The 12437-nt window shown below is 71.0% G+C and carries 11 protein-coding genes; 5 read left to right on the forward strand and 6 right to left on the reverse strand.

Annotated elements, in window-relative coordinates:
* Positions 1 to 40: 40 nt before the first annotated feature.
* The 4 genes from WA670_RS13445 to WA670_RS13460 are packed head-to-tail and all read right to left on the reverse strand — an operon-like array spanning position 41 to position 4600.
* Positions 41 to 1501 (reverse strand): glycoside hydrolase family 3 protein, encoded by a 1461-nt coding sequence (locus WA670_RS13445; protein WP_336157869.1) that lies wholly within the window; start codon positions 1499 to 1501, stop codon positions 41 to 43.
* Positions 1498 to 2328, reverse strand: a complete 831-nt coding sequence (locus WA670_RS13450; RefSeq protein ID WP_043834374.1) for a carbohydrate ABC transporter permease — start codon at positions 2326 to 2328, stop codon at positions 1498 to 1500. Before WA670_RS13450 ends, WA670_RS13445 begins: the two co-directional genes overlap by 4 nt.
* Positions 2325 to 3311 (reverse strand): carbohydrate ABC transporter permease, encoded by a 987-nt coding sequence (locus WA670_RS13455; protein ID WP_134727489.1) that lies wholly within the window; start codon positions 3309 to 3311, stop codon positions 2325 to 2327. Before WA670_RS13455 ends, WA670_RS13450 begins: the two co-directional genes overlap by 4 nt.
* Positions 3308 to 4600 (reverse strand): sugar ABC transporter substrate-binding protein, encoded by a 1293-nt coding sequence (locus tag WA670_RS13460; RefSeq protein WP_134727490.1) that lies wholly within the window; start codon positions 4598 to 4600, stop codon positions 3308 to 3310. Before WA670_RS13460 ends, WA670_RS13455 begins: the two co-directional genes overlap by 4 nt.
* Before the next feature lie 662 nt (positions 4601 to 5262).
* Between WA670_RS13460 and WA670_RS13465 the strand changes: the two genes are divergently transcribed.
* Genes WA670_RS13465 through WA670_RS13475 form a run of 3 tightly spaced genes read left to right on the forward strand, consistent with a single transcriptional unit; the run spans position 5263 to position 7498 of the window.
* Entirely contained in the window at positions 5263 to 6567 is a 1305-nt protein-coding gene (locus tag WA670_RS13465; RefSeq protein WP_037805761.1) for a lysozyme, read from the forward strand.
* A gap of 59 nt (positions 6568 to 6626) precedes the next feature.
* Positions 6627 to 6992 carry a YrdB family protein gene (locus WA670_RS13470; protein ID WP_037805762.1) on the forward strand — a complete coding sequence of 122 codons (366 nt, stop codon included), beginning with the start codon at positions 6627 to 6629 and terminating at the stop codon, positions 6990 to 6992.
* A gap of 53 nt (positions 6993 to 7045) precedes the next feature.
* The gene (locus WA670_RS13475) at positions 7046 to 7498 is read left to right on the forward strand and encodes a hypothetical protein (RefSeq protein ID WP_336157871.1); all 453 of its coding nucleotides are present in this window, start codon (positions 7046 to 7048) and stop codon (positions 7496 to 7498) included.
* 4 nt (positions 7499 to 7502) lie between these two features.
* Here the strand turns inward: WA670_RS13475 and WA670_RS13480 are convergent, their stop codons facing one another.
* A complete protein-coding gene (locus WA670_RS13480) occupies positions 7503 to 9713 on the reverse strand; it encodes a serine/threonine-protein kinase (RefSeq protein ID WP_336157872.1) in 2211 nt (736 codons plus the stop codon).
* Between the two features lie 90 nt (positions 9714 to 9803).
* On the opposite strand from WA670_RS13480, the gene WA670_RS13485 reads away from it, so the two are divergent.
* Both WA670_RS13485 and WA670_RS13490 read left to right on the forward strand, forming a co-directional pair.
* On the forward strand, positions 9804 to 11393 hold the full coding sequence (locus tag WA670_RS13485) for an acyl-CoA synthetase (protein WP_336157873.1): 1590 nt from the start codon (positions 9804 to 9806) through the stop codon (positions 11391 to 11393).
* A 55-nt stretch (positions 11394 to 11448) separates the two neighbouring features.
* The gene (locus WA670_RS13490; RefSeq protein WP_134661601.1) at positions 11449 to 11982 is read left to right on the forward strand and encodes a GNAT family N-acetyltransferase; all 534 of its coding nucleotides are present in this window, start codon (positions 11449 to 11451) and stop codon (positions 11980 to 11982) included.
* Here WA670_RS13490 and WA670_RS13495 read toward each other — a convergent pair.
* Positions 11972 to 12421, reverse strand: a complete 450-nt coding sequence (locus WA670_RS13495; protein ID WP_134661600.1) for a MarR family winged helix-turn-helix transcriptional regulator — start codon at positions 12419 to 12421, stop codon at positions 11972 to 11974. The two genes, WA670_RS13490 and WA670_RS13495, sit on opposite strands and share 11 nt — an antisense overlap.
* Positions 12422 to 12437 lie beyond the last annotated feature (16 nt).

Raw genomic sequence — 12437 nt, forward strand, 5'->3', positions numbered from 1 at the left:
AGGGAAGGTGATTCCCTGAGGGTTCCCCTCACGTACCGCGTCAGGTGCGGGCGAGATACTCCGCCGCTGCCCGCAGGCTCACGTAGGAGCCGCTGAACGTGTCGATCCGCGGCGCGGCACCGGCTTCCGGCCCCGGCACCCCGGTCTCGACCCGAATGTAGTCCACAGTGGACAGACCGGCCAGGAACTCCCGCACCGCCGGGTGCCGGTGCGCTTCCCGGGTCACCACCACGATGCTGTCCACTGACGAGGCTTCGGCCACCACCGTCGCGACGTCGTCCGGGGACACCGAAAGCGTCCGGGTTCCCGGAACCAGTTCCGCCAGATGCGCGCCCAGCCCCCACGGCATCGGCCCGGCGGCGATGCCCGGTTCGGTCTGCACGTCCACCACGAGCGACCGGCCGGTCAACCGCGGCGTGCCGGTGATCCGCAAGGCGGCCCGCGCGGCGGACAGGCCGAGCGAGTAGTCCACCGGCTGCACCGCGGCGGGAGCGGGGGAGGAGCCCAGCGAAGCGGTCCGGGCCGCGGCATCGGCCAGGCGCGCCAAGGAAAGCCGCCCCTCGGTCACCGCCGCGACGATCGCCTCCGCGGTCCGGTCCAGCGTCTCCGCGTCGAACGCGGCCCCGCCGAGGCACAGCGCGTCCGCGCCGCCCAGGAGAGCCCGGACCGAGGCTTCGCCGATCCCGTCGTGCCGCCCGTACGCCCCGGAGATGGCGCCCATCTCCAACGCGTCGGTGATGACCGCGCCGGTGAACCCCAGTTCGCCGCGCAGCACGTCGACGAGCGCGGTCCGGTTGAACGTCGCCGGTTCCTCGCCCCATTCCCGCACGACGAGGTGCCCGGACATGACCGTCCGGACGCCCGCCTCGATCGCCGCGGCGAACGGAACCAGTTCCACCTCCCGAAGCTCGGCGGCGGTCCGCGGCAGCACCGGCAGCGAGAGGTGCGAGTCCTCGGTCGCCGCACCGTGTCCGGGGAAGTGCTTCGCGCACGCGGCGACCCCGTACTTCTGCATGCCGGTCACGAACGCCGCGACGTGCGGCGAGGCGGCCGCCGGGTCCGAGCCGAACGCCCGCACGCCGATGCCCGGATCCTCCGCCGCGAGCGTGAGATCCGCGCACGGCGCGAGGTTGACCGTGACCCCGCACGCCGCGAGCCGCTCGCCGAGAGCGGCCGCGACGGACGCGGTCAGCTCCGGATCCCCGGCCGCGCCGAGTGCGAGCGGACCGGGCACGAACGAGCCCTTGCCGACGTCGAGGCGGGTGACGTCGCCGCCTTCCTCGTCGATCCCGACGACCACGCCGTCCCGCTCGGACCGCAGCGCCGAGGTGAGCGCGGCGACCTGTTCGTCGTCGACCACGTTGCGGCCGAACAGGATCACGCCGCCGAGCCCCTCGGCGAGCCGGCGGCGCACCCAGTCCGGCGCCGTGGTCCCGGCGAATCCGGGCAGCAGAACGGCTTCGGCCAGCCGGCGGGTTTCGGACAGGTCAGCCACCGTCATCCCTTCACCGCGCCGGCGGTCATGCCGGACACGAGTTTCCGTTGCACGATCAGGAAGAAGATCACCGCGGGGATCGCGTAGATCACCGAGGCCGCCATGACGCCGCCCCAGTCGATCGAGAACGCCGTCTTGAACGACGACAGCCACACCGGCAGGGTCTGCTTCGACTGGTCGCGCATGAACACCAGGGCGAACAGGAATTCGTTCCACGCGGTGATGAAGCTGAACACCGACGTGGTGACCAGTCCCGGCCCGAGCAGCGGCAGCGTGACCCGGCGGAACGCGCCGACCCGGCTGCAGCCGTCGATCATCGCGGCCTCTTCGAGGTCGTACGGGATGCCGTTGACGAACCCGTAGAGCATCCACACGGTGAACGGCAGCGACGTCGCGAAGTACACCAGCAGCAGCGACGGCAGCGTGTTCAGCAGCCCGATGTCGCGCATCAGCAGGTACATCGGGATGAACAGCGCCGAGAGCGGGGCCAGCTGCGCCACCAGGATCAGCAGCAGGAACCCCTTGCGGCCGCGGAAGCGGAAGCGCGCCAGCGGGATCGCCGCGAGCACGCCCACCACCAGCGCGGCCAGCACCGCGCCGAGCGTCACGATCAGGCTGTTGGTCAGGTACGTGACGAACCCGGGCTTGGTCAGCGCCGACGCGAAGTTCGACAGCGTCGCCGAAGTCGGGATCAGGTCGTACTTCGGCGACAGCACGTCGCCCGGCGTCTTGAGCGACGTCGTGAACATCCAGTACGTCGGGAAGAGGAACAGCAGCGCCACGAGGATGCCGGCGGCCGACACCAGCACCCGGGCGGGCAGGGACTTCCTCATGCGATCTCCCCGTCCTTGGTCCGGACCAGCAGCTGCACGTACCGGCCGGTGACCAGCAGGAGCAGCACCAGCATGATGGTGGCGATGGCCGCGGCGGAGCCGAAGTGGCTGCCCGCGATGCCCTTGAGGTACTGCAGGATCGCCAGCGTCGTGCTCGCGCCGTCCGGGCCGCCTTGGCGGATGGCCCACACCTGGGCGAACATGTTGAAGTCCCACAGCATCGACAGGAACGTGACCATCGTCAGGATCGGCCGGATCGCGGGCCAGCTGACCGCGCGGAACGTCTGCCACGGCCCGGCCCCGTCGATGCCCGCCGCCTCGTACTGCTCGCGCGGCACGCCGATGAGGCCCGCGTAGAGCGTGAACGCGACGAACGGCACGGCCTGCCACAGCACCAGCAGCCCGATCACCACGAGCGTGCTCGTGCCGGTGGAGAACCACGAGTACCCGATGAACGAATGGAAGCCCAGCCGGTCCAGCGTCTTGTTGAGGATGCCGTACTGCTGGTCGAAGATCCACTGGAACACCGTGGTGGTGGCGATGACCGGCACCGCCCACGCGAGCACCAGCGAAACCTGCACGAAGATCCGCAGCACCGGGTTGAGGTGGCGCATCAGCACCGCGATCAGCAGCGCCACGAGCAGGGTCCCGGCGACGAGCGCGCCGGTGAAGAGGATCGTGCGGAGCGCGACTGCCCAGAACTCGGGGTCGGACAGCACGTCGGTGTAGTTCTTGAAGCCGATCCACACCATCTTGCCGGTCACCAGCTCGCGCAGGTCGAGCCGGCGCAGGCTGATGCCGAGCATCTGGACGGTGGGCCAGCCGAGCAGCACCAGCACGGCCGCGAGCGCGGGCAGGATCAGCAGGTACGGCATGAGCCGTTCGCTGAACCAGCCGCTTCCCCGCTTCCGCGCCGCCCCGACGTGCGCCGATGCCGGCGGGGTCGCCCCCGCCGGCATCGGCTTGTCCTTCGTCGCGGTCATCCGCCGATGATCTTGTCGAGGGCCGTGTTCGCGTCGGCCGCCGCCTGGTCGAGAGTCTTCTTCCCGGTCAGGTACGCGGTCAGCATGTCCTTCAGCGGGTTCTGGCCGGATTCGACCTCGCCCCACTTCGGGCTGGCCGGCATCGCGCGGCCGTTCTTCGACGCCTTCGCCATCACCGCGCCCAGCGGGTCCTTGTCCAGGGCGCTGACGTCGGTGGAGGTGCCCGGCACGTAGCCGCCGGCGGCGAGCTGCGTCATGTACTTGGTGCTGGTCAGCAGCTTCAGGTAGTCCTTGGCGAGGTCCTGGTGCTTGCTGTTGAGCGGGACGACCAGGTTCGAGCCGCCGAGGAACACCGGGGCGGTCTGGCCCGCGGTCTTCGACGGGATCGGGAACGCGCCGGTCTTGGCGGTGATGCCCGGGTCGGTCTTGGCGGCGGTCGCCACCTCGTTCGGGGTGCCGATGAACATGGCGACCTTGCCCGCGCCGTAGATGCCCGCCTGCTGCGGCGTGGCCTCGTCGTTGTCCTTGGGCGCGGTGGTGCCCGAGGAGTCCACGAGCTTCTTGTAGAACTCGAGGCCCGCCTTGGCTTCCGGCGTGTTGAGCGACGACTTGAACGACTTGCCCTCGGCCTTGGCGATGTCGCCGCCGTTGTCCCAGATGAACGACGACAGCGCGTACCAGTTCTGGCCCGGCATGTAGAGCGGCTGGAACTGCGGGTCGCTGCCGAACTTCGTCTTCAGCTTCGCGATGTCCGCGAGCCATTCGTCGTTCGAGGCGGGCGGCTGGGTGATGCCGGCCTGCTCGAACATGTCCTTGCGGTACATGACGACGCGGTTGGCGGCGTAGAACGGCACGCCGACGGTTTTGCCGTCGTACTGGCCGGACGCCTTGAGCCCGGCGAGCCACTGCCCGCCGTTGAGGTTGTTGACGTCGCCGGAGAGGTCGGCCAGCACGCCCTGCGCGGCGAACGCGGGCGTCTGGGTGTTGCCGACCTCGATGACGTCCGGCGGGGTGTCGCTCGCCAGCGCGGTGGTCAGCTTCTGCTGGATGCCGTTCCACTGCTGGATCTGGTAGTCGACCTTGACGCCGGGGTGGGCGGCTTCGAATTCCTTGTTCAGGGCGGCGGTCAGGCTGTCCGGCGCGGAGCCGGTCATGAGCCAGACCGTCAGCTTGCCGTCCTGCGCGCCCCCAGCGCTCGAGGCGTTCTCACTCCCGCCCGAACCGGCACAGCCGGCCGTGGCGAGCGTGATGGCGGCGGCTCCCGCCGCCAGCATGAGCCAGCGCTTCACGTGTCTCGTCCTTTCGGTGCCCGGTCGTCGGCGACCGGGGCGGTATGACAAATGGTGTAGACCAATGTCCTGCAGGGTGGTCCGGACCACAGCCGGTGTCAAGCCGGTTGCCAAGATGTTGCGAAGACGTCCGCCTGGTTGACGCTGTGTGTCCGCGCGATTACCGGCGCTGGCGCGAAAAGTGCTGGTAGAGCGCGATTTCCGCAGTGCGGGCAAGGGTTTCCGGTGCGGGGGAGTTGTTCGTGAACGGCTCGCCGGGCCGGGCGTGTCGCGCGCCGCGGGCGGGTCTCGGACAGTTCCGGGCGAACGACCTTCGGCCCTTGCGCGACGGCAAGACTTCGGATCCGGGGCGGCCGCTGTCCGGTCCGGGCGGTCCAGCCTCTCCGGCGCGGCCGAGCGTGATCACCCGCTGCTACGAGTGGCGGAATCGCCGCCGACAGTGACCCGGGGTGGGTGAGTTTCATTCCGGCGCGGACCGGGCGCACCCCCGGTGACCTCGGAAAACCTCTTGTGTACCACGCGTCACATCACTCCCAGTGGTTTACAGGCGTCCCGCGTGTCACACACACTGGGGCTCGCCCAGGTGATCCGGTGCCGCTCTTGGGGAAGAGAGGCGGACGGCCGGAGCGCTCCCAGGGCGGGAAAAGAAGAGGGAGTAGAGGATGACGGGCTCCGGGCGGATAGCGGCTCGGGCGGGTGCGGTCGTCGCGGCGGCAGCGGTGGCTGCCGTCGGTGCGCTGGGGCTGCTGCACGCGCCCCAGGCGGTGGCAGCGCCTGCCGAGGTGCCGGGCATGGACGTGTCCGGGCACCAGGGCAATGTGGACTGGAAAGCGGCCTGGAACGCGGGCGCGCGCTTCGCGTACGTCAAGGCGACCGAGGGCACCGGGTATCGCAACCCGTACTTCGCGCAGCAGTACAACGGTTCTTACGACGTCGGGATGATCCGCGGCGCGTACCACTTCGCGCGTCCGGACGTGTCCGACGGCGCGACCCAGGCGGACTATTTCGTCGCGCACGGCGGCGGCTGGTCCGCGGACGGCCGCACCATGCCGCCGATGCTGGACATCGAATACAACCCCTACGGCTCGACCTGCTTCGGCCTGTCCAAGCCGGCGATGGTGTCGTGGGTGAAGTCGTTCTCCGAGCGGCTGCACGCGAAAACGTCGCGCTGGCCGATGCTCTACACCACGACCGACTGGTGGAAGACCTGCACCGGGAACTCGGCGGCGTTCGGCGACACGCATCCGCTGTTCATCGCCCGGTACGCGCAAAGCGCGGGCCCGCTGCCCTCGGGCTGGCGCTACTACACGATCTGGCAGTACTCCGACTCCGGCAACAAGCCCGGCGACCAGGACTCGTTCAACGGCTCGATGGAGCAGCTGATCAAGCTCGCCGGCGGCGAAGCCCCGAAGAGCGAGGCCCCGGTGCCGCCGAAGCCGAGCACCTCGACGAAGCCGCCGACGTCGGCCAAGCCGACGACGAGCGCGCCGCCGACGTCCTCGGCGACCAAGACTCCGACGAAGACGCCGACCAGCTCGGCCACCACGTCGCCTTCTCCGAGCACCACGACGAAGGCGAGCCCGACGACGTCCAGCAGCCCGACGTCCTCGGCGACGAAGCCGCCCGCGTCCACCTCGTCGCCCGCGGCGAAGAAGGACATCAGCGGCCTCGTCTGGGCGGGCGGCAAGCAGGCGAACCCGCCGGGGTCGCTGTCGGACGCCAAGCACGCCGACTCGCTCACCGCCCGCGTCCACGAGGTCGCGAAGGTGACGCCGAAGGCTTCGGCTCCGCAGAAGGTCACGACGAGCCAGCCGACGCAGACCTCTGCGCCGGAAGCCAGCCAGCCCAAGCAGCAGGCGCTCGCGAAGACCGGGGTGAGCACGCCGCGGCTCGCGGTGTTCGGTGCGGCGTTGCTGGTGTTCGGGGCGATTCTGATGACGTTGTCCCGGATGGTGGCGCGACGCTGATTCCGGCCGGGTCCGCACTCCGCGCACGGAGCGCGGGCCCGGCCGTTAGGCTTCGCGGCGTGACCACCACTCGACCCGCATCGCGCGGTTTCCCCGGCGCGGTGCTCGCCGTCCGCTTCCTGACCGAACTGGCGCTGCTGGCCGGTCTCGCGGTCGCCGGCGCGCGGCTGGGCGGGAACGTGTTCCTGAACATCCTGTCCGCGGTGCTGTGGCCCGCGCTGGCGGCGGCGATCTGGGGGCTCGTGATCGCGCCGAAGGCGAAGCGGCGCAGTCCGGAGCCGACCCGGTTCTTCCTGGAGGTCGCGCTGTTCGCGGCCGCGGCGCTCGGGCTGATCGCGTCCGGGCTGCTGGTCGCGGGGATCGTGCTCGGCGTCGCCGGGATCGCGGTCGCGGTGGCCGTGCGCGTGTGGGCGAAAGACGGCTGAGCGGATTTCCCGAGCGGGGACCGGTCCCGGCCGCGGATCAGTACGGTGCGCGCATGGAACTTCGCACTGCTGCCCGGACGGTGTTCGCGCCGGTCGCGCTCCTCGCCGCACTGACCGCGTGTTCGGGCAGCCCCGCCCCGGCTCCCGCGCCCGCACCGGCGTCGTCGTCGTCTTCCGCCGCGCCGGTCAAGGAACAGGTGCCGGATCGCCAGCCGCACACGCTCGTGCTGAACGCGACCGGTTCCGGTTCCCTGAAACAGATCACCTACACCTTGGACGGCGTCACCAAGGAAACCGGGCAGGTGAAGATGCCGTGGCGGCAGTCGCTCACCGTGCCCGCGGACGGGAAACCGCACCAGTGGACGCTGGAGATCACCTATTCCGGCGCGAGCGGCCAGGTGGACATGTACTCCGTCGTGGACGGCAAGGAATCCGTGCACACCGCGAGCGGCGGGCACGGGAACGTCACCGGGTCGGCCTCGATCGGCGGCTCCGTGGAGGGCTGAGCGCTCAGGACGGGCCGGAGTCGTGGTTCCACCAGTCGATCATCGCGAACGGCTCGGTGCCGCGGTGCGCGACCGCGAGGATCCCCGACTGGTCGTCCGTCCACTTGAGATAGCGCTCGCCGCTGGGCCGGAGGGTCGCGCAGGCGAGGCGTCCGGTGCGGCCGCCGCGCGCGTACGGGCGGTCGGCGGCGAAATCGGGCGGCTGGTCGGTGCACGCCTTCTCGGTGGTCTGGGTGCTGTTGAAGACCTGGTTCATCGTGGCGGTGTCGGGCAGTTGGTAGTAGACGACCAGTCCGGCGCCGCTGGTCTGTCCACACGCGACAGCGGCGTCCGCCTGCACCGCGCCGAGGTCTTGCCAGCGCTGGTCCGCGGACGGGCGCACGCAGTTGATCCGCGAGGCGGGCGGGATCCGGTGCAGCAGCGCGTTTTCCGCCGGGGTCGGGAACGCGGGGGAGGACTCGCGGTTGACCTGCGCGACGATCCGGCTCAGCGGCGCGAGATGCCATTGCGTCCACCAGCCGCCGGTGCCTTCCTGGCTGGCGCCGGCGACGTGGCCGAGGACGTGGAAGGAATCGAGGCTCCAGTCGATCGCGACGGTACCTTCGCGGCCGGGACGGCAGAGCACCTGGCCGAGGTCGACGCTCAGCCAGTCGAAACGGGTGGTGCTCGGCGACGCGCCCGGACAAGGTTTCCCGCTCGGCGCCTTCGCGGCGGTGACGAGACCGTCGAAGCTGGCGCGCAGCGTCCGGGTGTCGGGGAAACGGTAGTAGGACACGTCGCGGGCGCCGGTCCCGCGTGGCGTGCAGGAGATTCCGGCGATGGCTCCGGGGTAGTTGCCGAGATCCGCTGGTGCCGCGCGGTGGCATTTGTTCCCGGCGGCGATCTCGGCGAGGGCGGTTTCGTCCGGGGTCGGGAATGCCGGTGCCCCGGTCCAGCCGACCCAGGCGGCGCGCAGGGCGGCGTCGTCGTTCGCCGAAGCCGTGGCGGTGGTGACCGCGCGGGCGGCGTCGTCCTTCCAGACCACCATGGACTGTCCGCCTCCGGCATGGCAGAACACGCGGCCGAGGGCGGGGCCGGTTGCCGGGTAACGATGTTCGGCCCCCGAAGCGACGGCGCAGTCTCCTTGCCCGGCCGTCTCGCCGACGCGCGACAGCAAGGCGGAGTAGGCGTCGGAGGCTTGTTTCTGGTCGGCGTACAGCGCGGTCGTCGCGGCGCGGCCGGACGGGTCGTGACAGGTGATCGTCGCGGTCGCGCCGGAGACGGGCGTGTCCGCGGTCGCGCAGTCGGTCCGCAAAGCGGCGGGCATCCGGGCGAGCGTGGCGTCGTCCACCCCGGACAGGGCACCGGTGGTCAGCGAGGCGACGAGCAGCCCGGCCGCGGCGACCGCCGGGACTCCCGCGCGCAGCAGCCACCGGCGCCGCCGGTCCCAGCGTTCGGCGGCGACCAGGTCCTCGACCAGCGCGGTGCAGGTCGGATGCCGGGCGGCCGGATCGGTGCTGAGCGACCGGCGAAGCGCGCGCACGCCGGGGTGGCCGAGTTCGGCGTGGTGGCCCGGGGGAGCGCCGGCCAGGCATTCGCAGAGCACGCAGGCGAGCGAGTACACGTCGGCTGCCGGTCCGGCCGGTTTGCCCTGGCGTTGTTCGGGCGCGGCGTAGCCGACCGTGCCGAGGAACGCCCCGGTCGCGGTGAGCTGCGTGAGGTCGAGCTGGCGGGCAATGCCGAAGTCGCACAGGTACGCGCGGCCGTCGGCGTCGAGCAGGATGTTGCCGGGTTTGACGTCCCGGTGCACGAGCCGCCGGTCGTGCGCCGCGTCGAGGGCGGCGGCGATCTCGCGGCCGATGCCGAGAGTCTCCTTGAACGACAGCGGACCCCGGTCGGCGAGCGTCCGCGCGAGGTTCGTGCCCCGCACGTACTCCATCGCGAGGTAGCCGAGGTAGCCGTCTTCGGTGAACCCGGCGTCCAGCACCGGGACGATGTTCGGGTGCTCGAGCTCGCGCGCGATCCGGGTTTCGCGCTCGAACCGGGTGCGGAATCCGGGCACCGCCATGAACTCCGGCCCGACCACCTTGAGCGCCACCGCGCGCCCGTCCGTCGTGTCGGCCGCCTCGAAGACCTCGCTCATCCGGGTGCGCGCGAGCTGGCGGACGAGCCGGTACCGGGGCAGCCGGCCGGTGATGTCCGGCCGGTCGAGCGTCGGTGCTTCGGTCTCGTCCACGCGCCCCTCCCCGGGTGGTGCCGGAGAGCCTACCGAGGGCCGCCGCCGGTCCTGCTTGCGCGCGCCGCGCCGGTGGATGAGACTCCCGCTATGCCGAGCCCGTTCAGCGCCGAAACGGCGGAAGCGATCCAGCACGCCCGCCAGCATTCCGTCGGGGATCTCCTGCGGCGCACCGCGTTGCGCCTGCCGGACAAGCTCGCGATCGTCTCCGGCGAGCGCCGCGCGACCTACCGCGAGTTCGACGCGGCGGTCAACCGCTGCGCGCACCGGCTCGCCGAGCGCGGCCTCGCGAAGGGCGACCGGCTCGCGCTGCTCAGCCGCAACTGCTGGGAGTACGCGGTGCTCGTGTTCGCCACGGCCAAACTGGGCGTGGTGCTGGTGCCGGTGAACTTCATGCTCGGCGCGGAGGAGGTCGCGTTCATCCTCGGCCACGCCGGGGTGTCCGGGCTGATCGCCGAGGACGCCTTGCTCGACACCGCCGCGGAGGCGTTGAAGCGCTCCGGCCGCACCGACGCCCTGCGGGCCCGGATCGGCGGCAGCGGCGGCGAATGGGAGAGCGTCGCGGACTGGATCGACGAGCCGGGCGACGAAACCGCGCCCGCGGTGCTGGTGGCGGACGACGACCCGCTGCGGCTGATGTACACCTCAGGCACCGAATCGCGGCCGAAGGGCGTGCTGCTGTCGAGCCGCTCGCTGATCGCCCAATATGTCTCGTGCGCGATCGACGGCAGCATGACCGGCGACGACATCGAGGTGCATTCGCTGCCGCTCTACCACTGTGCGCAGCTGGACTGTTTCCTGTCGGTCGACGTCTACCTCGGCGCGACGAGCGTGATCCTGCCCGGCCCGGACCCGGCGGCGCTGCTGGCCGCGGTGGAACGGGAACGCGCGACGAAGCTGTTCGCGCCGCCGACGGTGTGGATCTCGCTGCTGCGCCACCCGGCGTTCGACACGACCGACCTGTCGAGCCTGCGGAAGGGCTACTACGGCGCGTCGCCGATGCCCGCCGAGGTGCTGCGCGAACTCGCGCGCCGGCTGCGGGACGTGCAGCTGTGGAACTTCTACGGCCAGACCGAAATGGCCCCGCTCGCCACGATCCTGCGCCCGCACGAACAACTCGCGAAAGCGGGTTCGGCGGGCCGGGCGTCCATCAACGTCGAAACCCGGATCGTCGACGAGGACGGCCGCGAACTGCCGCCCGGCGAGGTCGGCGAGATCGTGCACCGCAGCCCGCACGCGACGCTCGGCTACTACGAGGACGAGGAGAAAACCGCGGCGGCTTTCGAGGGCGGCTGGTTCCACTCGGGCGACCTCGGCGTGCTGGACGAAGAGGGCTACCTCTCGGTGGTGGACCGGAAGAAGGACATGATCAAGACCGGCGGCGAGAACGTCGCGAGCCGCGAGGTCGAGGAAGCCCTGTACCTGCTCGACGGGATCGCCGAGGTCGCGGTGTTCGGCGTCGCGCACCCGCACTGGATCGAAGCGGTCACCGCGGCGATTGTGCCCCGCGAGGGCGTCACGCTCACCGAGGACGAGGTGCTCGCGCACGCCCGGCAGCATCTGGCCGGGTACAAGTGCCCGAAGTACGTGGTGTTCGTGGACGCGCTGCCGAAGAACCCGAGCGGGAAGATCGTGAAGCGCGCGCTGCGGGAAGGGCACGCGGACCTCGCGCAGGCGTGACGCCCGGACGCGGAAATGAGCTGTGCGGCGGGCTTCCGGCAGGAAGACTGGCCCGATGATCCGTCTCGTCGAACCGCCCCGTCTCGTCTTGCCCACGACTGCGGTGCGGACGTCGTACCTCGTCGGAGAGCAGGCTGACTGCTTGCTCGAAGGCCGTCCGACCGAATGGCTGGACGAGGCGAGCGACGACTTCGCCGGGTTCGTCGCCGCCCGGCGCGGAGTGCGGCAGCGGTGGGGAGTGCCGTCCACGATCTTCTGGTACGTCTCCGGCGAGTACTACCTGGGCACCCTGGTGGTCCGGCACGAACTCACCGCCGAACTCGCCGAAGCGGGCGGGCACATCGGGTATCACGTGGTGCCCCCGTGGCGGCGGCAGGGCCATGCCACGCGGATGCTGGCCGCCGGGCTCGCGGAATGCCGGGGCCTCGGGCTCGACCGCGTCCTGCTGACCTGCGCCGAGGACAACGAACCCTCGCGCCGGGTGATCCTCTCGAACGGCGGCGTGCCAGACGGTCGGAAGCGGGGCGAGGATCGGTTCTGGATCGACCTCGGCGGCGGCGGGCAGCCGTCCGGCGAGGTCAGTCGCTGAGGTAGCGGCGGGTGACCGCGCTGTTGTAGCGGGTCAGCAGTTCGGCGAAGGCGTCGAGTTCGCCAGGCGTCCAGTCGCCCAGCAGTTCCCCGACGGTGGATCGCCGCCGGGCCCGGGTGCGGTGCATGAGGTCGCGGCCGTGGTCGGTCGGGGTGATGACGCAGCGTCTGCGGTCGTCGCTGGCGGGGTTGCGTTCGGCCAGTTCCTTGCGGAGCAGCGCCGAGACCTGCCGTCCGGCGGTGGACGGGTCGAGGCCCAGCGCGCCGGCCAGGGTGCCGATGTCGGCGGGGCCCAGGTCGTCGAGCGTGCGCAGGATCAGGTACTCGGCCTGGTCCAGTTCGGCGTAGACGTCGGTGCGGCGGCGCAGCATCTCGAAGTTGCGCACCAGCACCGCGGTGGCGCGTTCCAGCACGTCGAGCGGTTCGGGGGGCTGGTCCATGGCCCGGGTCCTCCGA

Source organism: Amycolatopsis sp. VC5-11 (assembly GCF_037034185.1).
GTDB lineage: Bacteria > Actinomycetota > Actinomycetes > Mycobacteriales > Pseudonocardiaceae > Amycolatopsis > Amycolatopsis nivea.

Coding starts and splice junctions, on each gene's coding strand:
- WA670_RS13445 (WP_336157869.1), bottom strand. CDS start 1,501: ATGACGGTGGCTGACCTGTCCGAAACCCGCCGGCTGGCCGAAGCCGTT.
- WA670_RS13450 (WP_043834374.1), bottom strand. CDS start 2,328: ATGAGGAAGTCCCTGCCCGCCCGGGTGCTGGTGTCGGCCGCCGGCATC.
- WA670_RS13455 (WP_134727489.1), bottom strand. CDS start 3,311: ATGACCGCGACGAAGGACAAGCCGATGCCGGCGGGGGCGACCCCGCCG.
- WA670_RS13465 (WP_037805761.1), top strand. CDS start 5,263: ATGACGGGCTCCGGGCGGATAGCGGCTCGGGCGGGTGCGGTCGTCGCG.
- WA670_RS13475 (WP_336157871.1), top strand. CDS start 7,046: ATGGAACTTCGCACTGCTGCCCGGACGGTGTTCGCGCCGGTCGCGCTC.
- WA670_RS13485 (WP_336157873.1), top strand. CDS start 9,804: ATGCCGAGCCCGTTCAGCGCCGAAACGGCGGAAGCGATCCAGCACGCC.
- WA670_RS13490 (WP_134661601.1), top strand. CDS start 11,449: ATGATCCGTCTCGTCGAACCGCCCCGTCTCGTCTTGCCCACGACTGCG.
- WA670_RS13495 (WP_134661600.1), bottom strand. CDS start 12,421: ATGGACCAGCCCCCCGAACCGCTCGACGTGCTGGAACGCGCCACCGCG.